Source organism: Legionella maioricensis (assembly GCF_023618015.1).
Taxonomy (GTDB): domain Bacteria; phylum Pseudomonadota; class Gammaproteobacteria; order Legionellales; family Legionellaceae; genus Legionella; species Legionella maioricensis.
The window spans coordinates 1-24,177 of sequence record NZ_JAJKBJ010000007.1 but is presented as its reverse complement, the minus strand read 5'-3'; the positions used below and the strand labels follow the sequence as shown (position 1 = coordinate 24,177).

Sequence of the window (24,177 nt, the reverse complement as noted above, 5' to 3'; positions counted from 1 at the left end):
GACCCCATATTAAGTGACGCAAAGCTTCGAAATGAGAATTTCGTGCATTTGCGAGGTTCCTTCAATGATCTCCATTACTTTAGCATCCCGATAATAGCGTTCCACGGGGTAGGTTTTATCAAAACCAGCTGCACCATATATTTGCAACGCATGATTAGATACAATAACAGCCATTTTTGAGGCAACGTATTTTGCTACTAAAGTTTCAGCGATATAGGCCGGATTTTTTTGTTGCCTTAGTTCCCCTGCATAAAAACACAACTCTCGTGCTGCTTTAACTTGCACCACCATTTCAGTTATCATTTTTTGAATTAACTGATGTTCATCTAATAGGCGATCGAATTGTTTTCTTTCTTGAGTATAACCACGGACTGCATCCAGGCATGCTTGTCCTAAACCAACACATCCGCAAGCAGTGGTATAACGTCCTTCGTCCAAAGCAGTTTGGGTAATATAGGTTAAACCCATACCAATACTCCCTAACAGGTTTGATTTAGGGATTCGGCAATCATCGAAAAAGATTTCTGCCAACATATTAGAACGTAAACCTAAAAAATCAGACATTGGGGAAATAATGAGACCGGGCGTGTCTTTTTCAATTAAGACTGCCGTGGGTTGTTCTTGGTAATTTGCTAAAACTAAAAACAAATCGGCTATTTGGCCTAAGGTAATGTATTTTTTATTTCCTTTAAGAATAAATTCACCGTCTTTATCCAATAACTGAGTTTCAACATGTGCCAAATCACTACCAATATTAGATTCCGTTAATGCTAATGCAACCAAAGTTTTTCCAGTAGCAATCCGGGGTAGCCAGGTTTGCTTTTGTATTTGCGAGCCGAATTGTATTAGTGGCTTACTCACCATGCCTAGTACCGTTAATATATTCGCTAAGGAGCAAAGCTCTTTAGCAAATGATTCATGCATGATACCAAGGGTCAATTCATCCCATTGTTGTCCTCCAAATTGTTTAGGAATACAAGCGCCTAAAAAACCATTTTGGGCTAAGGTATAAAAAAAAGCGCGTGGAATGTTTTGTTCTTTATCAAAGACTTGCGAATGAGGCTGAAGCGAATTTTTTATGAATTGATTAAAAAATCGCTGCTGTTTTACGTATCGAGGTGGGTAGTTGGGCAAAATTTTTCTCCTTAAGGTCTGTCGGTACGTCTACTTTCTTTGCTCAAATAGCCAAAGGCCAACAGATCTTATTCATATTGATAAAATCCTTTTTTTGTCTTTTGTCCAAGAAGCCCCGCATCGACCATATTTTTTAATAACCAGCAAGGGCGATACTTAGGATCGTTTAGCTCTGAATATAACGTTTCCAAAGAATAGAGAACGGTGTCCAAACCAATTAAATCGGCAGTATGCAGGGGGCCCATTTTATGTCCAAAACATTGTTTAAATAGAATATCAATGTCTTCGATTGATACAATGTTTTCCTGTATCATAAAGATGGCCTCATTAATAAAAATCATCATGGCCCGATTGCTCACAAAACCGACTGAATCCTTAACCACGATCATTTTTCTGTGCACTTGTTCAAGTAACGATTTGATTTTTTCTATTGTTGACTCGTCTGTGTGATACCCCTTAATCACCTCTACCATAGGCATCATTGGCGCTGGATTCATAAAGTGTACGCCTATGACTCGTTGGGGATGCTCAACAAGGGATGCGATTTTAGTAATAGAAATGGATGAAGTATTTACCCCAAAAATACAGGTTGCGTTGCATTCTTTATTTAATATTTGATACAACGCCTTTTTCTGCTCCCAATTTTCAGGGATATTTTCAATAATGTATTCAGATTGCTTTAATTCATCCAGCTTCGTCGTAAACGAAATGGAGGCCAATATGGTTTCAATGGTGCTTGCGGATGGCAAACTCTGGGTTAATGCCAGATAGCGTAAATTTTTAGCTATAGCTTCTTTTGCTTTATCTAATTGAGATTGGCAATTATCAATTAAAGTGACATAAAATCCATATTGCGCGAAAAGTTGTGCAATACCTGAACCCATTGTCCCCGAACCAAGAATAGTCAGTTTTTTTTGTTTCATGGCAGTGCGTCCAATCTGTATGTCCTATACAGCCAAACTTTATCACAATTATTCTAATTTGAATTATAGTTTACTTGAAATAAAGTCAGCGATAGCATCAATACTGGTTAATTGATTTGGATCAAACTCACCCACATCAAGATCAATTTTATATTTTTTTTCTATAAAAACTAATAATTGAATGAAAAATAAAGAGTGCATTGCGCCGGTATCAAAAATATTATCAGAATAACCAATATCCTTAACTCTGAATGAATTGAGTAAAAATAGTTTTATTTCATTTTTAATATGCTTAATTTCCATCAGATCCTCCTTTTTTATAAGAATCATCGTATTCAAAATAATAAGGCTTATGTATATGGATGTATATATTATACTTAAGGGTGTGCAGTAAATCTCGGTGAGTCTTGGTTGCCAATGATTTATAGATTAAAAAGTCTTGTTGCTTGTAATGGTTCGCGACTGAAACTCGGTTGCGTGAAAATTGAACTGGTCGTGTTGTAACAGGTAATTAATATTTAGCTTTTTTGTACTACCACCCTTTGTGGTAGTACAAAAAAAGGATGCGGTTATTTTACTTTCGCTTCTAGTAGAACCTGTTCGAGTTTGTCGGCTAATTCCTTGTTTGCCTTGCCATTAAGCTGAACCAGTTCTTCTGCGTAGTTTTTATATTTTACTTTACCGCTGTTCACATCATACATTGCGCCAATCATGCCAATTTCATCTTTTTTTATCATGGTATTTACAATATCACTTCGCAGATAAATACTTTGCAGAGTATTCGCGATATTTAATTCTGTAACATGATTTACAAATGTGGTATTGAGTCCGGTTCGGTTAGTCTCAGTTTGGGTTTCAGCTTTTACAGCAGGCTTTATTTTTGCAAGCAGTTGAGTAATATGCCCTTTCTCAATTCCATCACAGGCAGACTGGATAGCGCCGCATCGAGTATGCCCTAAAACAACGATAAGCTTGGTACCTATAACATTGCAGGCATATTCGATACTGGCCAGAATATCATCATTAATGACATTACCCGCAATACGCACGCAAAATATATCGCCAAAGGTCATATCAAAAATGGTTTCTACTGGAACTCTTGAATCAATACATGCAAGAACAACCGCTATAGGATGTTGCATTTTTGCAGTATGTTTAATATCAATATGATTCGAACGATGAATACGCGTGTCATGAAGAAAACGCTGATTTCCTTCATGCAGAATATTTAACACCTGGCCGGGAGTAAGATTCGATTGGACGTCATAGGTTGTGACGTTAATAAAATCAATATAGTTATGAATTTTATAACTGTCCTTAAATCCAGTTAAATTTAACGCAATATGTTTACTGGGCGCCTGTTCGTCTTTGAATACATCTAATAACTCCAGTATTTCTTTATCGATGTACTGAGTATAGCGCGCATCGATAATAAGCTGCGCGTATCTGGGTATGGAATCCAGTTCAGCAACTAAAGCTGCTTTATTCAAGAAAGTTATCTGTTGCGGAAGCACCAGGCGACTGGTGACTCCATTGGGATATATTTCTTTAAAGATATTGATACGGGCCTGGCTATTTGATTTTAATATATAGAACAGACTAATAGTCAGACCTATTAAAATTCCAGCAAGGAGATTAAAAGCAATAATGCTCACCATGGTAACTATGAAGGGGATAAAACGATCTCTCCCTTGAGAGTAGATGTTGCGATAAATTGCAGGTTTATTTAATTTGTAACCGGTATAAATTAAAATTGCAGCCAGAGAAGATAAAGGAATTTTATTCAAAGCCCCTGGCAAAAGCATGACGGCAAACAAGATAAAAACACCGTGTAGAATAGTAGACACTCTGGTTTTAGAACCCGCCTGTATATTGATCGAGGTCCTAACAATCACTGAAGTAATGGGGATACCGCCAATTAAACCGGCGGTCAGGTTGCCCACGCCTTGCGCGATTAACTCTTGATTAGACGAACTGTAGCGTCTTTTTTTATCCAAGCGCTCTCCGGCCTTGAGGTTAAGCAAGGTCTCAAGTGAAGCAACAATACCCAGTATGAATGCATAGAGATACACTTGGGGATTAGACCAGGAAGACCAATCAGGAAATTCCATATTACTAAAAAAATCATGTAAACCTGTTGTTTTGGGAATATTAACCAGTTGTGGAGAATCTTGTACTAAGGGTAAATCGGTCCAGATAAAGATTTCATTTAAGAACACCCCCATGATAACCACTATAATAGGAGCAGGAATTTCCTTTAAGAGTTTATTTTTGGTCAGATCAAAGTAAACCAAAATGGCTAAAGAGATGGCGGTAATTAACATAGCCCCTGAATTGATATGATGGGACAGAGCTAATATAGGGCTTATGGTAAGGCCTTCCGTTGTTTCCAGTAAATGAGTTTTAAGTTCATTAAAATCCGCTGAAAGCGTGAATGCTAGAGGTAACTGTTTGATTATTAATAAAATACCTATAGCGCAAAGTAAACCTTGAACGACGTTAGAAGGGACGTAGTCTGCTACAAACCCTGCTTTAAAAGCACCAATCACTATTTGGATCAAGCCCGCTAAAGCCAAAGCTAATAAAAAGGCATTAAAATCACCAAGATGAGCAATGGCGGCCACGACTACTGCAGCCATACCTGCGGCAGGTCCGCTGACACTTACTTGAGAGCCACTTAAACTTCCAACGATAATACCGCCTATGATTCCGCTTAATATTCCGGAAAATAATGGGGCCCCTGAGGCCAAAGCAATACCCAGACATAGAGGGATGGCTACGAGAAAGACAACTATGGCCGCAACAATATCAAATTTTAAATAGCGTTTAGTATATATGCGAAAAATACGGAGATTCATTTTTGGTTTTCTCATCTAAAGTTCTCGTCTCTCAGTTGCAGTATGTTTAGACTAATTATAAACAATGTGTGATTTATATGATATCAAATAGTTTTACGCGAATGATACCTAAATTTTCGACTTTAATACAAATAGAATATTAATATAAATTAAATTGTCCAATTTAAAGCCATTTAAACGTCACATTCTACAATGAAAAGATCAAATTTCGTAATCTATTATGTCTAAATGGCTATTTGTTTAATAATTTTTTAATGTGGATAAATACCAATCAAAGTGATTGGGAACTGGGAAAACGGCATCGCCAAGTTGGTTTTATTGGGATTGGAATCCTAATAGTGGCAACACGGGGGATTTTAAACGAAGATTGTGTAACAATTGATTGTAATAAAGTAAATTATCTGAATATATTTATCATTAACGCGCAGCAGGAATTTGCTCTTAAACAAATAGCATAATCCCGGTTGCTTGCAACCGGGATTATGCCCGGATATTACTCTTTAAGTAAGTGCCATTAACTACTTTACCGGGTTTGGTCTACTCTTCAATAACGTCAAACTCATCTGCTTGGAATACTTCTGCCTCAGCAACAGCATTAGGAGTGATTAATTCTTTTTCCAAATTTTTGAAATTCCACAAGCTTTGATCCATGAGTTGGCTCGGTTTGAGGCTTTGCAGTGCATGCAGAATGTTACTGGGTACTTTGGGATTTTCTGCCCCCAATTGATCGATTAAACGCCCCACTTTCTTACGCATCAAATTTTCCTGTGAACCACATAGATTACATGGAATAATTGGAAAAGCCTGTTCTGTAGCAAAAGTAATAATATCTTTTTCCTGAACGTAGCACATGGGACGAATAACTATATGTTTTTTATTGTCGCTAAGTAACTTGGGAGGCATTGATCGGATATCGCCATTGTAGAAAATAGACATCATCAAGGTCCGAATCAGGTCATCACGATGGTGACCCAGAGCAATTTTATTAAAGCCTTTTTCTTCAGCATAGCGATAGATAATCCCGCGTCGTAAACGGGAGCATAGAGAACAATAAGTTTTGCCTTCAGGAACTTTTTCTTTGACTATGCTGTAAGTATCGCGAGTAAGGATTTCATGGGGAATATTTTTATCTGCGAGCCAGTTGCGCAGCGTAGAATCATCCCAGCCTGGTTGTGCTTGATCCAGGGTAAAAGCAAATATCTCAAATTTATTACCGGAACGGCGTCGCAGATGCTCAAGAATAGTTAACATGGTAAAAGAATCTTTACCACCTGACAGGCAGACCATAACACGGTCCCCACGCTGAATCATATTAAAATCAGCAATTGCTTTACCCGTGTAATGCAATAATTTTTTTTCAACTAAAGATAAATTCGAAGACATATAACAACCTGAATATGTTATTTGGAGGCATCACTTGCTACAGAGTCGAATCCTTTTACTCTTGTAGTAGCTAACCAGGAATTAACCAGCTCTAAATCATTTACATTTAATGTGCCGGCAAGGTATTTTAACGTGAGCATTGAGTTAATCAAATTATATTGATCACTTGCTAATTGCTGTTGGGCTTCAAAAAGCCGTTGTTGTGCATTAACCACATCAACCATGGTACGCGTACCGACCTCAAATTGAGCTTCAGTGCTATCCAGAGAGTTCTTCTGGGATATAATGGTCTGTCTGTCCGCTTTTACTTTACTGATTCCATCCGTAATTGTATTAAACGCGATCCGACTGTTTACTACTACATCCCGGTAAGTTTGCTCCACTTGCTCACTGCTACCCTGGAAATTAAATTGCGCCTGACGTGTTTGTGATTGAACCAAACCGCCTTGAAAAATCGGGAAGTTCATCGCTAAGGCAACGTTTGCCTGGGTTTGCTTGGCAGGAACGAAAAAGGTGTCAGGACCATTGGCCATATTACGGGTTTGCGTTGCATTACTTTGAATCGCAAAAACGGGCCAGTTACCGGCAGATAATGCCTTGACGTTTTCTTTGGCTACCTCAAGATTGTATTTTGCTGCATATAATTTATAGTTTTGTTTGAGTCCTGTATCAATCCACTGATTTACATCATTAGGTTCGGGTTTAACCAAGGGAATGGTGCTATCACGCAAGCGTGCCAGGGATTCATAAACGTGATTGGTTAACTTTCTTAAGTTTTCACTTTGATTGATTTGATTGTTACGGGCAGAAATAACTGTGGCAATAGATTGATCGTAGGCAGCTTTCGCTTCATAAACGGAGGTAATAGCATCCAATCCTACATTAAAACGCTGGGTTGCTTGATCAAATTGACGTTTGTTTGCCCGCTTCTTGGCTTCAGCAAATTCCAGGGTATCTTTAGCGAGTAATACATCAAAATAAGCTTTTGCTGTTCTTAAAATTAAATTTTGAGCTGCATCATTAAAGGTAGCTTGTGATGCTTTTACTGACGCTTTGGCTTGTTGCACCTTGGCCCATGCCTGATAATTAAAAACAGCCTGAGAAGCGGTTACTTGCCATTGAGTATTACCATAATAAACATTAGCACTAAAGCTACCATCTGATATGAGCTGAACGTTTCGTCCTGCCTGGCTGTTAATACCAACTTGGGGGAAAAGGGCTGCTCTAGCTTGAGGAATAGCTTCTGTGCTGGACATATAAGTATCATATGCATTTTTAAACACAGTATCATTTTCAAGAGCTTGTTTGTAGATGTCCATAAGGTCTATTGCAAAAGCAGGTGCTGATAGACTCAGAGTGACTATACAAAGGAACAGCGATTTTTTCATTCAAACTTCCTAGAATACAAATTCTTTTGGTTTTAATTGATCCAAAAGAGGAGGAATATCAGTTTCAAAAAGCATGGTTTTTTGCCAGACGTCATTATGATCCAAGCTATATAAAAACGCTTGCATTGCTGGGGATTTACCCTCTATGGCGAATAATTTCCCACCTGGCAGTATTTGAAGCTTGTGTGTTTTGGTGAGTTTTTCTATTGCACCAGTATACACCACTATGTCGTAGGGCGCTTTTTCCAGCCAGCCATGACAGGCATCACCGGTAAGTAATTCTACATTATCACAATGATGGGCTTCTAATTTACGCGCAGCACTTGACGTAAATTCAGGATAATAATCAATGCTGATTACTTTTTTACATAATTTGCTTAGCATGGCGGTGAAAAATCCACTACCTGTACCCACTTCCAATACGGTCTCAGTTCCAAGGAGTTCAAGTCCTTGTAATATTTTTCCCTCTTCAAGGGGCGTTAACATTCGCTGGCCGTGAGCTAAGGGAATTTGCATGTCTGAATAAGCAAAATGGGCTAGATGTTCGGGGACAAATTCATGACGAGGAATTATGTCATATAAATTGAGGATGGACTCGTTTAAAACATCGCCTGTTCTTAGCTGTTGTTTGACCATATTAATGCGTGCACTGTGATTGCTCATTTGTTCTACCGAGTTAATTTTGGTTGATAGGTTAAAACTTTGGCTCGATTTTAGCAAGAATTTAGCGCTCGTGCTAAGAATAATATTGGAAAATAAAAAGTTCTGATTTTTCTTAATAGCATTTCATGGTGACAATGTCTAAAATTTGGTATTATTTTCAATTTTATTTATCCCAAGGAGAGTACAGTGCTTGAGCGATTCATTAATTTTTTGCAAACTGAACTGGAAACACTCAAGGAAGAAGGCTTATTTAAATCAGAGCGCGTCATTTCCAGCAAGCAACAAGCAGATGTAATGGTAAATGATAAAGAGGTGATTAATCTTTGTGCTAATAACTATTTGGGTTTGGCCAATGACCCTCAATTAATTGCTGAAGGAAAGAAAGCTCTGGATCTATATGGTTATGGTATGGCCTCCGTTCGTTTTATTTGCGGGACTCAAACACCTCATAAACAACTAGAAAAAAAAATCAGTCAGTTTTTAGGTAAAGAAGATACTATACTTTATTCTTCTTGTTTTGATGCCAATACAGGTCTTTTTGAAACCTTGTTAGGTGAAGAAGATGCTATTATCAGTGATGCATTAAATCATGCCAGCATTATTGATGGGGTCAGGTTATGTAAGGCTGCTCGATACCGATATGCTAATAACGATATGAAAGCATTGGAAGAGCAATTAATCGCCGCTAAAAATGCACGTTTTCGTTTGATTGCTACAGATGGCGTTTTTTCTATGGATGGCATTTTGGCAAATCTGCCTGCTATTTGTGAATTGGCTGATAAGTATGATGCTATGGTCATGGTTGATGACTCGCATGCTGTTGGTTTTATGGGAAAAACAGGTAGGGGAACTCCAGAGCATTTTGGGGTGAGCGACCGAATTGATATTGTTACAGGAACTCTGGGTAAGGCTTTAGGTGGGGCTTCCGGTGGTTATACTGCAGCGAATAGTGTCATTATTGAATGGCTGCGCCAACGTTCCAGGCCTTATTTATTTTCTAATACCTTGGCTCCAGTGATTGCCCATACATCCTGCGCGGTTTTAGATAATTTGAGTACTAGTAATAGTTTGGCTGAAAAATTAAAAAGTAATAGCCGTTATTTTCGCGAAGGGATGACTCAACTAGGCTTCAAGCTCATTCCGGGGGAGCATCCGATCATCCCGGTGATGTTGGGGGATGCCAGTTTAGCTGGGCGCCTCTCTAATCGTTTATTAGAATTAGGTATCTATGTGGTTGGTTTTTCTTATCCTGTTGTACCTAAAGGATTAGCCCGTATTCGTACTCAGATGTCTGCTGCACTGGAAGTACATCATTTAGATAAAGCACTACAGGCATTTGAAACAGCGGGTAAAGAATTTTCAGTTATATAACTGCATCTAAAATCTATTATTTTGGGGAACTACATGAAATCATTAGTCAAAGCAAAAAGAGAACCTGGGATTTGGATGCATGATGTTCCTGTTCCGGAGTGTGGCGTAAACGATGTATTAATTAAAATTAAAAAAACAGCAATTTGCGGCACGGATATCCACATCTATTCCTGGGATGAGTGGGCTCAAGCTACCATTCCCGTTCCTATGACTGTGGGACATGAGTTTTATGGGGAAATTGTAGAAGTTGGCCAGGAAGTCCAAGGATTAAAAGTTGGGCAAAGAGTTTCTGGCGAAGGGCATATAACCTGCGGATTTTGTCGTAATTGCCGTGCCGGAAAACGTCATTTATGCCGTAATACTCTGGGTGTTGGCGTGAATAGACCAGGATGTTTTGCCGAATATTTGGTTCTTCCTGCATCGAATGTTATTGTCCTTCCAGATAATATTACCGGAGATCAGGCTTCCATTTTTGATCCATTAGGAAATGCGACTCATTGTGCCCTTGCTTTTGATGTCGTCGGAGAGGACGTGTTAATTACTGGCGCAGGTCCCATTGGAATTATGGCTGCTGCTATTGTCAGACATATAGGGGCTCGATACGTAGTCATTACCGATGTCAACGAGACTCGTCTGGAATTAGCCAGAAAAATGGGAGTCACTAAAGCGGTCAATGTCAGACATGAAAAATTAAGTGATGTTGCTGCTGAATTAGGTATGCTAGAGGGCTTTGATATTGGTTTGGAAATGTCAGGAAATCCAACTGCTTTGAATGACCTAATGAAAGCCATGAATCATGGGGGCCATGTGGCCATGCTGGGTATTCCACCTAAGGAAACAGCAATAGATTGGAATCAGGTCATTTTTAAAGGTTTAGTCATTAAAGGGATTTATGGTCGTGAAATGTATGAAACCTGGTATAAAATGATCGCCATGATCCAAAGTGGTTTGAATATTGAACCGGTGATGACGCATCATTTTCCGGTAGATGATTATCAAGAAGCGTTTGAAATTATGGCGTCTGGTCAATCTGGCAAAGTCATTCTTGATTGGTAGCAGTTTTTAAAGAGGTAGAATATTTTATGGCACAATACATTTTCACCATGAATCGTGTGAGCAAAATTGTTGAAAATCAGCGGTTTATTTTAAAAGATATTTCATTAAGTTTTTATCCAGGGGCCAAAATTGGTGTTTTAGGTTTAAATGGATCAGGAAAGTCAACGTTGTTACGTATTATGGCTGGCGTTGATACTCATTTTGAAGGAGAAGCAAGGCCTCAGCCAGGAATTAAAATTGGTTATCTTGCCCAGGAACCCGAAGTGGATCTGGAAAAAACTGTTCGCGAGGTGGTGGAAGAAGGCGTCGCGGAAATGAAAGAAAAATTAGCTCGTTTTGATGCAATAAGCATGCGCTTTGCAGAACCAATGAGTGATGATGAAATGAATACCTTGCTTGCGGAGCAAGGTGAGTTGCAAAATGAAATAGAAGCTGGCGGCGGCTGGGATTTGGATAGAAAATTGGAAATTGCTGCAGACGCTTTAAGACTGCCTGATTGGGACGCTGTTATAGGTAAATTATCAGGGGGCGAACGTCGACGTGTCGCTTTGTGCCGTTTGTTACTGTCTAATCCTGATATGCTGTTACTTGACGAACCGACTAACCATTTGGATGCAGAAAGCGTTGCCTGGTTAGAGCATTACCTGGAAGGATTTCCAGGAACAGTGGTCGCCATTACGCATGATAGGTACTTCCTTGATAATGCTGCTGAATGGATTCTGGAATTAGACCGCGGAGAAGGGTTCCCGTATAAAGGCAATTACACTGCCTGGCTAGAGCAAAAAGAAGAGCGCTTGAGCATGGAGAAAAAACAGGAAGACTCTCATCAGCGTTCTATTAAAGCAGAATTGGAGTGGGTTCGTACTTCACCGAAAGGACGGCATGCTAAAAATAAAGCACGATTAGCCCGTTTTGAAGAAATGAATTCCAAAGAATTCCAAAAACGTAACGAAACCAATGAGATTTATATTCCGCCAGGTGAGCGTTTGGGTGATCTGGTGCTTGAAGGCGAAAAAATCTGTAAATCCTTCGGTGATCGAATCTTAATTGATAACCTGGATTTCAAATTGCCAAAGGGCGGTGTGCTTGGGATTATTGGACCGAATGGCGCGGGTAAGTCTACTTTCTTGAAAATGATTACTGGTCAAGAAGAGCCGGATAGCGGTACTATTCGTATCGGAGATACGGTGAAATTGGCTTATGTAGATCAGATGCGTGATAATCTGGATGCAAACAATTCAGTCTGGCAAGAAATTTCGGACGGTCACGACATCATGCAAGTAGGTAGTTTTCAAATGCCTTCTCGAGCTTATGTTGGGCGATTTAATTTTAAAGGCACCGATCAACAAAAGAAAATGTCACAACTGTCTGGGGGAGAGCGAAACCGAGTCCATTTAGCGAAACTGCTAAAAAGCGGCGGCAACGTATTATTACTTGACGAACCCAGTAATGATTTGGATGTAGAAACTTTACGTGCTTTGGAAGATGCTGTTCTTAATTTCCCTGGCTGTGCGATTGTGATTTCGCATGATAGGTGGTTTTTAGATCGTATTTGCACTCACTTGATGGCTTTTGAAGGCGATTCACAAATCACCTTTTTTGAAGGAAATTACAGTGATTATGAAGAGGACAGAAAGCGTCGTTTAGGTGATGAAGCGAACAAACCATCGCGAATCAAGTATCGACGATTAAAGGATTAGCTAATTATTGAAAATCAGTAACTTCTCAACAATCTGAGGAAACTACGTCATCCCGAACGTAGTGAGGGATCTCCCGATTTAAGGCACAGAGCCATTTTTCAGGAGATCCCTCATTGCGTTCGGGATGACGTTTCCCGGGGTTACTGAGAAATTACGTAAATCACGCTCTTCAGAACCCTGACCGGATTTGAGGAACACTATTTTTTGTGGAGATAAAATTTAAATGAACAAGTTGTTTTGGGTGGCTTTATTGCTGTGTCTTGGTTTGACTGCGTGTGTTGAATACGATGAATCTACTTTAATTACCGATGATGCTGGTTATGTACATAGAACGACTCACTATCTAAGAGATAAAAGAGGCCGAGATTATTTCCCTATGCAAATTAAAGCTTCTGGTGAGCGACAATTCATTTTTGATCCTAAAGCTTCTGCATGGGCTGCCTATGATGAAGAAGGCAAAAGGGTGATGACCGGAAGTGGTTCTGCCGGGGTTGATTTTTGTGAAGAAAATTCAGCTCAATCATGCCGGACTATAACTGGTACTTTCCGCATTTATAATAAGCGGGGAGCTGAATGTCGTTCTGGGGAATATCCTGTCGATACTAAAGGCGGGGCGAAAATGCCTTATTGCATGTATTTCTATCAAGGATTTACCATTCATGCTGCTTATGAGGTCCCTGAGCATCCATCAAGTCATGGTTGCGTGCGCATCCTTCCAAGTGCTGCTAAATGGCTTAATGAAGAGTTTATGCGTGTAGGTACTAAAGTAACTATATTAGCTTATCCTGATCAGAATGGTGTAAGTAAGCCAGCTGTGGCTCAGCGTTAACTATTGATATTCCAGGTTAAAGGCTGAGCGCCTTTAACCTGGATATGTCCCATCTTCTTATTCATTGCAGTGTCTTCTTGTTCAATCCATGCCGCGCGAACAACAATTAGTCAGGTATTAAAAACACCTTTCGGTTGTATATATTATGGCTACTGTGTAGAATTAATAGCAATGCGGTTTAATTTTGTCCATAATAATCGAGAGGTAAACAATGCCTAATGTCTCATTGGATCAGCTAGGTTTAAATATACCAACTATTACATTTCAACATGGTAATAAATTGGTAACAAGGCCAATCACTGATCATCCTCCCATTATTCAGAATACTGTTGCTGGCGCAATAGCATCAATCAATATCTTAAATCCAGGTTCATCACTTGCCCCCCCTGCAGTAATTGATGGTGTAAAAATGTTGCCTGCTGATGGTCACGTGCAAATGGAGGCTATGGCTGAATATATTTTTAAAATGTTCCAGCAGGGCATTGGTTTGCTGGCTCTCCAGGAAGTACCAAAAAAAGGTACAGCGAATTTCATTTCTTTAACTAATAAGTTGCGAAGTCTTGTTGGCACTTCAAACCTTATTAATGTAGACGATTTGGCTAACCAATGGTTACAAACGGGTAGTCATTCTTTTGGAACGTCTATTTTATGTAATCCCAGGATGTTTACTGTAGTCAAAGGCTGCTCGCCTGATTTGAATAATCGTGTAGGGTGCTATGATGTGCTTGCGGCAAATGGAGATATTATCCCTGTTGCCAATATTCATGGTGATTTCAACCAGCAAGCCCACACAGCACACTATATAGCGAGCTTTGATGGTTTTTGCTTAGGTGATGCAAATATAGCTTATCATACATACAGTCCTGTCTTCGATCCCAGTTCGCTACAATCTGTTGTACAACCAGAAATAGAAATAGAGGGCATAAGTCGAAAAGTGAATACTCTTGATTTTATCCAGGATACTTACAGTAAAAAACGAGCACCTGCCTTTACTCCCGATGTAAACGGTATTACTCCTGCATGGAAACTACAAGTTCCTACTGGGAACGACATTACTTCAGTACCTTCCGTATTCCAACCGGTAATTATACAGGTTGCTGCCGGCGAAGCGGCTTCTTTGCTGAGGGATTTCGCAAGCTATTTAATTAATAATAATAAGCATCATTTGTTCACTTCTGAGAGACATATTTCTGGTATTGATTTAAAAACACAGGCTCCCTACGTAACGGCTAATATAACCATCGGTAATAAAGAGGTTTATCAAGAATACCAGCAATTTCAATTTTTAGAGGCTCAGCAAAAAGCAGCGCTGAACTCGCAGGTTGGGCCAGCGCAGCTCGAAATCCCCGTAAGCTTAGGGGGCGATCAAGCGCAAAGATTTGAGCAAGATAAACAGCAAGTTCAACGGCAGTTTTTAGAGAGTTTAGCGACCCTTAACGAAAAATTGGAAACTCATGCTCAAGAAGGTTCTGCTGCTGATATAAAGGGCAGACAACTGTATCAGACTTTATTTACGGCACAAAATGTATTTTTCTCTCAGTTGACTCCAGAATTAGATGAGACCAGTATTAATATTCATATCGCTAATTTTCGCAGGGTTTGTGAGAACAATGTTAAGGATGCCGATAAAATAATGGGACATGGCTGGCTGTATCGCATTGCCGAAATTGCAATTAAAGCTGTAGGTGGGTTATTTACTGCAATAGGCATGGTCTTAGGTTCCATAGGAGGACAAGGTCTTCTTAAAGCGGAGCACCGCCAACTATACAAAGATACCTTTTTCACCTTGAACCAAACGGATTTGACTAAAGGCTTGCAAACATTTAAGCAAGAAGTACTGGGCAATGATGAAAATGATCCAGGACTACTCGATATAAATAATATAACCCCCGCAAAATAATCTGGTTACACAAGGAGTTGCTTGCCAGCTAGCAACTCCTTGTTGAGACAATGACGACTGTATCGGAATAATTTAACTAAAAAACTATAAAAGCTTAGAGAAGGTAGTAAAGAGGATATGGGAGGATGTCCTTTTCAAATAGTAATGTGCTTTCAGTTCAGACACGGCAGTTTTCCTTCCTCGAGTTCATGATTCTCTAACCCTCGATTTTTAATTTCAAATCTATAACGTCGACATTAATATTCACTTTACCGGTAGTAAACGGAATAGACGTATTATTGATTACCAATCGATTCTGAATGCTTGGATTGGAAATCAGATGTCCATACAACAGTTCAATAGATGTATTTTCATTAAAATGATAATCTCCAGAAAGCCCCAGAAAATATTGTGCATAGGAGGGAAAGGTAATCGTTCTAAGATTGTCTTTTTCTGGACCGCCATCTCTCATACCGATTAAAGTTAACCCCAGTTTTTTGGCCACTTGATTACGTACTGCGCCAATAAAGGCATAGGAGTTACCAAAATGCATGTCAAAAACAAAATTACTCATTGGCGGAGGAGCAGCCGTATTAAAAAGACGCACGTACTGATTGACACTCCAGTCTGAACGAAATCCTGTTACACTGATTAGCCACTTAGGATTGAAGATATGAACGTAATTTGCAACCATTGTGGTGGGCATGTAGAAGCTTAGCGCCAGATTTGGGTTCACCAACGGACCAAGAGTACTCGTTCCTTTTGTATTTTGCTTGATTCTCGAATAATAGGTAAAACCAAGGAAATTGGTTTCATTTATAATATAGGTAACGCCGGCATTAAACCCTGTGCCAAAACTGGAAGTTGGGTTAACAAGGTTTGCTGAAGTGAATTGACCTGTTGGAACTGCAAAATTCACTTCGTTATTTACTAAAAAATTAAAGTTTAAGCCGCCGCCAATTTGCCATTTTCGGCCCAGAGCGTATGAAAATTTGGGACTAACATCAACATCAGTCAGAAAATTTTGCGTATTGGCATAGCGAGTGAATGCATAAGTACCCCAATTCAAATGAGAATTGAACGGTTGAGTCACATCGAGGCCAAATACCGTTTTTTCATTAAAACGTTTCGCTAATCTACCATAGGGCATTGCTGTATAGGTTTGTGAATGATTTATTCCTGAGGCATATTGCAAGGTATTAAAATTCAAAACGCTGCCATTAAAGCCTAAATCCGCATAGGAGCCGCTAGAACCTATAAGAAATAACCCTTTTTTTACTTTAAACAATTCTGAGGGGTTGTTATAACTTATCCCAGCAAAATACTGGATCACGTTTGCATGTGCATTTAAGGCTAACATGCATAATACACCAACGGGTAATATGCGCATGATTTTCCTATAATTGAGCAGCATCCTTTAATACAGGATGCTGCATGTCCTTGTTAAATTAGTGAGTTGCGGGGGTATTCGCAGGTTGGTTTGTTGCAGGAGTCTCTGTTGGGGAGCCCGCAGTGTTAGATGGAGTTGGCGTTGCGCTGGTAGGGGCAGTTGTATTACCTGTTGCTTCATTAGGTGTAGTCGTACTGTTGGATTGCTGTAATGCATTGGAAGTAGAAGTGCGTGGAGTGGCGATCATTTGCGCAATACCCAGGTCTCCATTTACTTTACGACCAACAGTTAAATTAACGCTAAGCAATTGGGTCACTTTTTCTTTATCATTTTGATAAACAACTTGTAACGGCAAGGTGATTTTCCACTGATTATCTTTCGCTTCAGTCACTTGAGCTTGTCCGTCGAGCTGACTGCTCACGGTCAATTTTTGAGTTTTAATTGCGTCTAAATTACCTGATTTTTCCAACGCTGAACTAAAACCTGTCCATCCCTGATCTGTAAAACAAGCTTTTAGCTTTTGCATTTGAGTATCCAAACTGGTTGGATCAAAATCAAAGGCCTGAGTTGCTGCTTTTTCTGCCCAGGTTAAAACTAAAGACTGCTCTACAGTTTTAGTGCTTGCTGGAATTTTAAAGTCACAATTGATGACCGGAGCGGTCTGAGCTTGAGGTTGTACCGTGGTTTGCGTTTGTACTGCTGGTATTTGTTGTACTGGTTGGGTTTGCTGAGGATTTTGTATGTTTTGACCGGGTTGAACTACTTTAGGTTGACCCTGTTGGGTACCCTGAAGCGGCTGGGTATTAGAATTATTTTGAATAACAACCGGTTCTTGATTGCTTGGATTATTAGTCACAGGTGCGGTGGTTGAACCTGGAGTTTGTGATTGAGTAGGTTGTGGAGTGACCTCAGCTTGTACCTGCGTACAGATTAAAGTCAATAAAGCGCCCCACAGCATGGTTTTCCTCATGAAATACACTCCTTAATTAGTATCTAGCAATTCTGCGATAATAAGAGCCGCTAGTCTAGCAGTTTTTTGTTCCTGGTCTAGAGGCGGTGAAAGTTCAGCGATATCTATACTGACTACTTTGCCACTTTGTATGATGTATTTCAACAGGGGAAGGATTTGCCATGGAGTAAGACCCATAGTCTGAGGTGCGCTAACTCCTGGAGCGAAACACTCGGCTAAAACGTCTAGACAAATAGTTAAGTAAATATGGTCCAGATTTAACATAAAATCATCAAGAAATGCGATTTGCCAGGCCTGGCTTTTTTCATAGAGATCTTCTGCAAATAAATAGTTTACGTTCAGTTCACTGGCCCTTTGAAACAGGGTGGGGGTATTGCCAAACTTTTGAATACCTATACAACAATAGTCAAAGGGTAAATGATGTTCTTCACAAAAGGCAGCAATTTGAGAAAAAGGAGTACCTGAGGTACCTGGATCACCTTTTTGATAAGGGCGCAAATCAAAATGAGCATCAAAATTGATAATACCTAATTTGGAATAATGAGGTGCTAATCCTTGATAGTGAGCCCAGGCTATTTCGTGGCCGCCTCCCAACGCAATAGTTTTATGGCCGTGTTGATGACAAAACTGAATTAACTCAGCGAATTGATATTGTGCCAATTCCAGAGCGTCTCCTTCACAAATAATAGAACCCAGATCAAGATAGGAAGCATCCATTGGACAGGGCAACTTGGCCAGTTGATTTTTTATTTGATCTGGACCTAGTTTTGCCCCCGGTCTTCCCTGATTGCGAATGACCCCGGCATCGCTGGCAAAACCCAGAAAAATAGTTTTTTTATCTCCTGTAATCAGTTCATTTTGATGTTTAATAAAAGTGATTTTTTGAAAAAATCGCTCTGCATTTAAGGTGTCTTTTCGACCTTGCCAAAGCGAGGGATTGGCTGGTTGATAATTGGAAAGGTTTTCAAACATCAGATTCTCCTGTATTTAACATTTGATGTATCTATAATACAAACTATTTTTGTAACATCTTCATAACCTTGGAAAACGTCATCTCCAACAAAAGCACGTCATCTCGAGCATTAGCGAGAGATCTCCTGGGGCAGCGCGGTGCCAGCAAATGGAGATCCTTCACTGCGTTCAGGATGACGTTTCTCTGCGTTAATCCCCCATCTGCAACAAAAGCACGTCATCTCGAGCATTAGCGAGAGATCTCCTGGGGCAGCACGGTGCCAGCAAATGGAGATCCTTCACTGCCTTTAGGACGGCGTTTCTCTGCGTTAATCCCCCATCTGCAACAAAAGCACGTCATCTCGAGCATTAGCGAGAGATCTCCTGGGGGCAGCACGGTGCCAGCAAATGGAGATCCTTCACTGCCTTTAGGACGGCGTTTCTCTGCGTTAATCCCCCATCTGCAACAAAAGCACGTCATCTCGAGCATTAGCGAGAGATCTCCTGGGGCAGCACGGTGCCCCAGCAAATGGAGATCCTTCACTGCGTTCAGGATGAAGTTTCTCTGCGTTAATCCCCCATCTGCAACAAAAGCACGTCATCTCGAGCATTAGCGAGAGATCTCCTGAGGCAGCACGGTGCCAGCAAATGGAGATCCTTCACTGCGTTCAGGATGACGTTTCTCTGCGTTAATCACCCATCTGCAACAAAAGCACGTCATCTCGAGCATTAGCGAGAGATCTCCTGAGGCAGCACGGTGCCAGCAAATGGAGATCCTTCACTGCCTTTAGGACGGCGTTTCCCATAATTTATAAGTAGTGACCTATTTTCGCCACAACCGGCTTTCAATTGGGATAAAAATATCCCAAGTTCGTCTAATGTCTGTTATTATCTGCACCTATTAATTGATAGCATATGAGAATAGCATGTTTATTATTACCGGCGGGGGCAGCGGAATAGGAAAAGCCTTGGCTTTAGCCTTAGCAAAACGCGGTAAATCAGTATTAATTGTTGGGCGCCGCGAGCAATTATTAGAAGAAACAGCTTCTTTCTCTTCCTTAATTAAGTATTTTTGTGCTGATGTATCCACAAGTGAAGGCCTCCATTCAATTAAAACATTTATAGACAATATACCGCAAATTGAAGGATTGGTTAATAATGCAGGAACTATCGCTCCTCTTGCTGCTATCAAAGACATCCAGCTGGAAGAATGGCATCGCGCATTGAATACTAATCTGGATGCGCCTCTTTTTTTACCGCAAATTCTCTATGATAAATTGACTAATGGTCGGGTTTTAAATATTGGTTCTGCAGCTGCTTATTTTGCAGTTAAGGGATGGACTGCGTATTGCGTTTCTAAAGCAGCTTTAGCCATGCTGACTCAATGCTGGCAACTGGAATCCAAATCAGTTTTCTTTGCTAGTGTGAAACCTGGAATAATAGATACCGAAATGCAGGCTATTATCAGACAGGGTAGCAATATGGCTCCTGAAGATGTTGATTTTTATAAACGCCTAAAGCAAAACAATAGGCTAATAACGCCAGAAACCGCAGCTGAATTTTTGACTTGGTTATTATTGGATATTGATCGGGACACCTATATATCTCAGGAATGGGATATTTATGATACTGCTCATCACGTTGATTGGTTAAGATCACCACATCAAGTATTGCACTGGGAATTCTAATGTTTACCTGCGATAAACTATTATTTAATGCCACTACTATCGACCCTCAAGGTTTGCAATTACATAACCAGTCTATAGCTATTAAGAATGGCAGGATAGAATGGTGTGGATTAATGACCGAATTACCTTTGCACTTTCTTGAAGGGGCACAAGTCAAAGAAGATTGTCGAGGACAATTAGTCACCCCAGGTTTAATCGATTGCCACACTCATTTAGTTTATGCAGGAAATAGAGCCGCCGAATTCAAATTAAAATTGGAAGGCGTAAGTTACGCTGAAATTTCCAAAGCCGGGGGGGGAATATTATCTACAGTTCATCAGACGCGTACTGCATCAGAAGAGGAATTAATTGAGCAATCCTTACCAAGAGTTCTTGCCCTGAGAAATGAAGGAATAACTACTGTTGAAATTAAGTCTGGCTATGGTTTGGACCTGCCCAACGAACTTAAAATGCTTCGCGTGGCCAGACGTTTGGGAGAGTTAGCTGGATTAAGAGTCAAAACAACTTTTCTGGGTGCCCATGCCATAGCCCCTGAATATAAAGGAAACAGCCAGGCTTATGTTGATTATCTGTGCCGTGACATGTTGCCGGCGGTAAAAGAAGCGGCTTTAGCAGACGCCGTGGACGTTTTTTGTGAATCCATTGCTTTTTCCCTAAAACAGACAGAACAAATTTTTCTTGCTGCTCAGGCCTTAAATTTGCCTATAAAATGTCATGCAGAACAATTATCTAATCTGGGCGCGAGCGTGCTGGCAGCACAATTTGGGGCCTTATCTTGCGATCATTTGGAGTTTCTGGATGACAAAGGAGCTTTTGCCATGGCGAAAACCAATACCGTTGCGGTGTTGCTTCCCGGTGCTTATTATTTTCTGCGCGAAAAAAATAAACCCCCGGTAGAATTATTACGTCAGGCAGAAGTCGGTATCGCTATTGCGACGGACAGTAATCCTGGTTCCTCTCCAACGACCTCTTTATTATTAATGATGAGTATGGCCTGCCAATTGTTTTCCTTGTCAGTACCTGAAGTATTGGCTGCGGTGACTTTTCAGGCAGCCAGAGCTTTAGGATTAGATAAAGAAGTAGGCAGTATTGCCCGAGGTCAGGTTGCTGATTTAGTTTTATGGTCTATCAATGATAGCGCGGCTCTATGCTATTATTTTGCATATCCACTTCCGCATCGAACAATGATTGCGGGGGAATGGGTATCAATTTAAAAATACTTATTAGGAGTAAAATGATGAAATACCCATCTAAGTGTTCATTAAAAATATGTTTTTCTTTAGGGCTCTTGTTGAATGTGGCAGTAGTTCAGGCAATTACTCCGGTAACGATTAAAAAAGAAACTCCTGATTACATCCTTGATATTAAATATCCTCAAGGATTTCAATCGGCCGATGTGAATTCGGTGATTAAAAACTTTATAGAAAAAACGCAAAAACAGTTCATGGAGGAATTGGCCGAGGATGCAAATACCCCTGCCGATGCACCTGGAAAAACGGGTTTAAATATTACTTATTCATTGCCCTATAAGTCTAAAAATGCACTGAGTGTTCGTTTTAATGTGTCCATCTACCATCGAGGTGCCGCCCACCCATCGAATACTGTGGTAGTAGAAAATTTTGTGGCAGGTCACCCGGTTAAATTGGCTGATTTATTCATTTCTGGAGCTAATTATTTAAAACCAATAGCTGCATTTTGTAACAAAGCTATCACCGCGAAAAAAATATCCGATGAGAAATGGATTAACGAAGGGACTAAGCCCGTTGAGAAAAACTACCAGGTCTGGTCTTTCAACGATAAAGGAATCGACATTATATTTAATAATTATCAAGTTGCTGCCTATGTCTATGGAGAACAAACGGTTGCTATCCCTTTAGCTACCCTTTCTTCCATGATTAAGCCTAAACTTTCTGAAACCGTGTGGAGTCATTAATGACCGATACACCCTTTATAGCGGCAAATAAAAATGTGGCAGAGTTAACCTTTCGAGTGATCCTTCTCGCCATTATACTCACCGTATTACTGGCTATGTCTAATGCCTATCTGGCACTTAAATTAGGAATTTTAACTTCTGCCTCAATTCCTGCCGCTATTATTTCAATGGGTATTTTGCGTTTCTTCCGCAACTCTACCATCCTTGAAAATAATGCGGTGCAAACGGCAGCATCTGCTGGAGAGGCTGTGGCTGGAGGTATTGTTTATACCATTCCAGCACTTATTATCATTGGGTTCTGGGATCATTTTGATTATCTGACTAATTTTTTTATCGCTGCTTGCGGCGGTATTTTAGGCGTTTTATTTTCCATTCCTCTACGCCGTATTTTAGTTCATGAGCAAGCATTAAAATTTCCTGAAGGGCGTGCTATTGCTGAGGTATTGAAATCATCGGCTGATAAAGTAGGAATAAAAGATATCTTTATTGGTGGTGCAATAGGCGGTTTTATTGAGTTATTACAAATTGGGTTTAAGTTAATTGCCAGTAGTTGGAGTTATTGGTTTGTAGTGAAACGTTCCTTATTCGGTTTAGGAGCCGGCTTTTCTGCAACCATGATAGGTGCTGGTTATCTCGTCGGTCATGATATGGCCATTAGCATCTTTTTAGGAGCAGTGATTTCCTGGTTGATTGCTTTACCCATAGTCAGTCAATTTTATCCGGAATTTTTAAATCAATACCCACCTGAGCAAGCCTCTTCATTATTATGGAGTAGTGAAATGCGCTATTTGGGAATTGGCGCTATGCTGTTTGCCGGGACGTGGACATTCTTTAAATTGATAAAACCTTTATCTAAAAGCATCAGCATTTCTTTTCGGGCCTTTATTTCCAAAGGAAAGGCAGACACAGACTTACCACGTACTGATAAAGACATCCCTATGCCCTTTATTCTAATGGGTGTTGGATTAATGGCTGCGGTATTGTTTTTATTTTTCCAATTTATATTTCCCCTGGAACAAGTCGGTTTAGATAATGATTATTCGCCGACCGTAATATTTTGCGGGGTGCTGTATGTGTTATTTATTGGTTTTTTATTTTCAGTCATTACTGCTTATTTTTCAGGAATGGTAGGCGTTACTGCAAGTCCTGGCAGCTCAGTAGTTATTTCCGGGATGTTATTCGCCGCCTGGTTATTACTGACGGTGATTGATCATCTGTTGCCCCTTCCACTAAATGCCCATCAAATCCAGGCGGCCGAAGCGATTACCATTATAATAGGATCGGTGGTTACTGGTATTGCCGCTATTGCTAATGACAACACTCAAGATTTAAAAGTGGGGCAACTAGTCGGTGCCACTCCCTGGAAACAACAAGTCATGCTGTTATTAGGGGTGGTGGTCTCTTCATTAGTCATTCCACCTGTAATGCAGTTATTGTTTAATGTATATGGGATTGCGGGGGTAATGCCTCATCCTGGCATGGATATAAGCCAGTCTTTGCCTGCTCCAACAGCGGCATTAATGGCTGCGATTACCGAAGCAGTATTTCGAAACTCACTCCCCTGGACCATGATGCTAATTGGTTCCTGTGTTATTTTATTAGCTCTCTTTTTAAATTACATTCTTAAATTAAAACGCTTTATTAATTTATCTATTTTAGGGATAGCGATAGGGATGTATTTGCCGCTGGCTTCTTCTTTTCCCTTGTTTATCGGCGGTATGATTGCTTTGTTTGTCCAGAAACGTCTGGAACGAACAAAAATGACTGAGGAAGAATCGGTTACACGAAAACAAAAGGGGACGCTCATAGCCTGTGGACTGGTTGCCGGTTCTGCCATTATGGACGTACTATTAGCCATTCCATTTTCTATTTTGCATAGCCCTGATGCCTTACAGTTAGCCGGCCCCGGTTGGAAAGAAACAGGCGCCGCGTATCTGGGGGTATTATCCACCTTACTCCTGGCCTGGTGGATAAATCGAAGAGTGTGCATCAATAAAATTTGAAACCCCAAAAAGGGTGGCCTGGATTAGGCGAAGCCGAAATCCGGGTTTCAACTTCAGT

General features: G+C 40.2%; 19 protein-coding genes. 9 read left to right on the top strand and 10 right to left on the bottom strand.

Going from position 1 to position 24,177, the window contains the following annotated elements:
* Positions 1 to 9 precede the first annotated feature (9 nt).
* The 7 genes from LOX96_RS07480 to LOX96_RS07450 form a co-directional block, all read right to left on the bottom strand.
* A complete protein-coding gene (locus LOX96_RS07480; RefSeq protein WP_250422868.1) occupies positions 10 to 1,134 on the bottom strand; it encodes an acyl-CoA dehydrogenase family protein in 1,125 nt (374 codons plus the stop codon).
* A gap of 68 nt (positions 1,135 to 1,202) precedes the next feature.
* Positions 1,203 to 2,057: a 3-hydroxyacyl-CoA dehydrogenase family protein gene (locus tag LOX96_RS07475; RefSeq protein ID WP_250422870.1), complete on the bottom strand. Its 855-nt coding sequence runs from the start codon at positions 2,055 to 2,057 to the stop codon at positions 1,203 to 1,205.
* 63 nt (positions 2,058 to 2,120) lie between these two features.
* The gene (locus tag LOX96_RS07470; protein ID WP_250422872.1) at positions 2,121 to 2,360 is read right to left on the bottom strand and encodes an acyl carrier protein; all 240 of its coding nucleotides are present in this window, start codon (positions 2,358 to 2,360) and stop codon (positions 2,121 to 2,123) included.
* A 266-nt stretch (positions 2,361 to 2,626) separates the two neighbouring features.
* Positions 2,627 to 4,930: a bifunctional SulP family inorganic anion transporter/carbonic anhydrase gene (locus LOX96_RS07465; RefSeq protein WP_250422874.1), complete on the bottom strand. Its 2,304-nt coding sequence runs from the start codon at positions 4,928 to 4,930 to the stop codon at positions 2,627 to 2,629.
* A gap of 522 nt (positions 4,931 to 5,452) precedes the next feature.
* Complete coding sequence (ttcA, locus tag LOX96_RS07460; protein ID WP_250422875.1) at positions 5,453 to 6,298, bottom strand: tRNA 2-thiocytidine(32) synthetase TtcA; 846 nt, start codon at positions 6,296 to 6,298, stop codon at positions 5,453 to 5,455.
* Positions 6,299 to 6,315: 17 nt separating this feature from the next.
* Positions 6,316 to 7,686 carry a TolC family outer membrane protein gene (locus LOX96_RS07455; protein WP_250422877.1) on the bottom strand — a complete coding sequence of 457 codons (1,371 nt, stop codon included), beginning with the start codon at positions 7,684 to 7,686 and terminating at the stop codon, positions 6,316 to 6,318.
* Positions 7,687 to 7,695: 9 nt separating this feature from the next.
* Positions 7,696 to 8,349, bottom strand: coding sequence for a protein-L-isoaspartate O-methyltransferase family protein (locus tag LOX96_RS07450; protein ID WP_250422879.1), 654 nt, complete (start codon positions 8,347 to 8,349; stop codon positions 7,696 to 7,698).
* Between the two features lie 186 nt (positions 8,350 to 8,535).
* Here LOX96_RS07450 and LOX96_RS07445 point away from each other — a divergent pair, with 186 nt between their 5' ends.
* From LOX96_RS07445 to LOX96_RS07425, 5 genes are all read left to right on the top strand, one after another.
* Positions 8,536 to 9,720 carry a glycine C-acetyltransferase gene (locus LOX96_RS07445; RefSeq protein ID WP_250422882.1) on the top strand — a complete coding sequence of 395 codons (1,185 nt, stop codon included), beginning with the start codon at positions 8,536 to 8,538 and terminating at the stop codon, positions 9,718 to 9,720.
* Between the two features lie 33 nt (positions 9,721 to 9,753).
* Positions 9,754 to 10,776, top strand: a complete 1,023-nt coding sequence (gene tdh / locus LOX96_RS07440; RefSeq protein ID WP_250422885.1) for an L-threonine 3-dehydrogenase — start codon at positions 9,754 to 9,756, stop codon at positions 10,774 to 10,776.
* A 26-nt stretch (positions 10,777 to 10,802) separates the two neighbouring features.
* Positions 10,803 to 12,476 (top strand): energy-dependent translational throttle protein EttA, encoded by a 1,674-nt coding sequence (gene ettA, locus LOX96_RS07435; protein WP_250422886.1) that lies wholly within the window; start codon positions 10,803 to 10,805, stop codon positions 12,474 to 12,476.
* Positions 12,477 to 12,699: 223 nt separating this feature from the next.
* Positions 12,700 to 13,305, top strand: coding sequence for a L,D-transpeptidase (locus tag LOX96_RS07430; protein ID WP_250422887.1), 606 nt, complete (start codon positions 12,700 to 12,702; stop codon positions 13,303 to 13,305).
* Positions 13,306 to 13,516: 211 nt separating this feature from the next.
* The gene (locus LOX96_RS07425; RefSeq protein WP_250422889.1) at positions 13,517 to 15,205 is read left to right on the top strand and encodes a hypothetical protein; all 1,689 of its coding nucleotides are present in this window, start codon (positions 13,517 to 13,519) and stop codon (positions 15,203 to 15,205) included.
* A 196-nt stretch (positions 15,206 to 15,401) separates the two neighbouring features.
* Here LOX96_RS07425 and LOX96_RS07420 read toward each other — a convergent pair whose 3' ends face one another.
* The 3 genes from LOX96_RS07420 to hutG are packed head-to-tail and all read right to left on the bottom strand — an operon-like array spanning position 15,402 to position 18,516.
* Complete coding sequence (locus LOX96_RS07420; protein WP_250422890.1) at positions 15,402 to 16,574, bottom strand: OmpP1/FadL family transporter; 1,173 nt, start codon at positions 16,572 to 16,574, stop codon at positions 15,402 to 15,404.
* Between the two features lie 58 nt (positions 16,575 to 16,632).
* A complete protein-coding gene (locus tag LOX96_RS07415; RefSeq protein ID WP_250422892.1) occupies positions 16,633 to 17,544 on the bottom strand; it encodes a DotI/IcmL family type IV secretion protein in 912 nt (303 codons plus the stop codon).
* A 12-nt stretch (positions 17,545 to 17,556) separates the two neighbouring features.
* A complete protein-coding gene (gene hutG, locus LOX96_RS07410; protein ID WP_250422895.1) occupies positions 17,557 to 18,516 on the bottom strand; it encodes a formimidoylglutamase in 960 nt (319 codons plus the stop codon).
* A 905-nt stretch (positions 18,517 to 19,421) separates the two neighbouring features.
* On the opposite strand from hutG, the gene LOX96_RS07405 reads away from it, so the two are divergent.
* Genes LOX96_RS07405 through LOX96_RS07390 form a run of 4 tightly spaced genes read left to right on the top strand, consistent with a single transcriptional unit; the run spans position 19,422 to position 24,119 of the window.
* Positions 19,422 to 20,183: an SDR family NAD(P)-dependent oxidoreductase gene (locus tag LOX96_RS07405; protein ID WP_250424783.1), complete on the top strand. Its 762-nt coding sequence runs from the start codon at positions 19,422 to 19,424 to the stop codon at positions 20,181 to 20,183.
* Positions 20,183 to 21,397 carry an imidazolonepropionase gene (hutI, locus tag LOX96_RS07400; protein WP_250424786.1) on the top strand — a complete coding sequence of 405 codons (1,215 nt, stop codon included), beginning with the start codon at positions 20,183 to 20,185 and terminating at the stop codon, positions 21,395 to 21,397. The genes LOX96_RS07405 and hutI overlap by 1 nt, the downstream gene beginning before the upstream one ends.
* Before the next feature lie 23 nt (positions 21,398 to 21,420).
* Positions 21,421 to 22,116, top strand: coding sequence for a DUF3298 and DUF4163 domain-containing protein (locus LOX96_RS07395; RefSeq protein WP_431606659.1), 696 nt, complete (start codon positions 21,421 to 21,423; stop codon positions 22,114 to 22,116).
* Positions 22,116 to 24,119, top strand: a complete 2,004-nt coding sequence (locus LOX96_RS07390) for an OPT family oligopeptide transporter (RefSeq protein ID WP_250424788.1) — start codon at positions 22,116 to 22,118, stop codon at positions 24,117 to 24,119. The genes LOX96_RS07395 and LOX96_RS07390 overlap by 1 nt, the downstream gene beginning before the upstream one ends.
* Positions 24,120 to 24,177: the final 58 nt, after the last annotated feature.

Coding starts and splice junctions, on each gene's coding strand:
- LOX96_RS07465 (WP_250422874.1), bottom strand. CDS start 4,930: ATGAGAAAACCAAAAATGAATCTCCGTATTTTTCGCATATATACTAAA.
- LOX96_RS07450 (WP_250422879.1), bottom strand. CDS start 8,349: ATGAGCAATCACAGTGCACGCATTAATATGGTCAAACAACAGCTAAGA.
- tdh (WP_250422885.1), top strand. CDS start 9,754: ATGAAATCATTAGTCAAAGCAAAAAGAGAACCTGGGATTTGGATGCAT.
- LOX96_RS07475 (WP_250422870.1), bottom strand. CDS start 2,057: ATGAAACAAAAAAAACTGACTATTCTTGGTTCGGGGACAATGGGTTCA.
- LOX96_RS07415 (WP_250422892.1), bottom strand. CDS start 17,544: ATGAGGAAAACCATGCTGTGGGGCGCTTTATTGACTTTAATCTGTACG.
- hutG (WP_250422895.1), bottom strand. CDS start 18,516: ATGTTTGAAAACCTTTCCAATTATCAACCAGCCAATCCCTCGCTTTGG.
- ettA (WP_250422886.1), top strand. CDS start 10,803: ATGGCACAATACATTTTCACCATGAATCGTGTGAGCAAAATTGTTGAA.
- LOX96_RS07405 (WP_250424783.1), top strand. CDS start 19,422: ATGTTTATTATTACCGGCGGGGGCAGCGGAATAGGAAAAGCCTTGGCT.
- LOX96_RS07470 (WP_250422872.1), bottom strand. CDS start 2,360: ATGGAAATTAAGCATATTAAAAATGAAATAAAACTATTTTTACTCAAT.
- ttcA (WP_250422875.1), bottom strand. CDS start 6,298: ATGTCTTCGAATTTATCTTTAGTTGAAAAAAAATTATTGCATTACACG.
- LOX96_RS07420 (WP_250422890.1), bottom strand. CDS start 16,574: ATGCGCATATTACCCGTTGGTGTATTATGCATGTTAGCCTTAAATGCA.
- LOX96_RS07390 (WP_250424788.1), top strand. CDS start 22,116: ATGACCGATACACCCTTTATAGCGGCAAATAAAAATGTGGCAGAGTTA.
- LOX96_RS07430 (WP_250422887.1), top strand. CDS start 12,700: ATGAACAAGTTGTTTTGGGTGGCTTTATTGCTGTGTCTTGGTTTGACT.
- hutI (WP_250424786.1), top strand. CDS start 20,183: ATGTTTACCTGCGATAAACTATTATTTAATGCCACTACTATCGACCCT.
- LOX96_RS07455 (WP_250422877.1), bottom strand. CDS start 7,686: ATGAAAAAATCGCTGTTCCTTTGTATAGTCACTCTGAGTCTATCAGCA.
- LOX96_RS07395 (WP_431606659.1), top strand. CDS start 21,421: ATGAAATACCCATCTAAGTGTTCATTAAAAATATGTTTTTCTTTAGGG.
- LOX96_RS07425 (WP_250422889.1), top strand. CDS start 13,517: ATGCCTAATGTCTCATTGGATCAGCTAGGTTTAAATATACCAACTATT.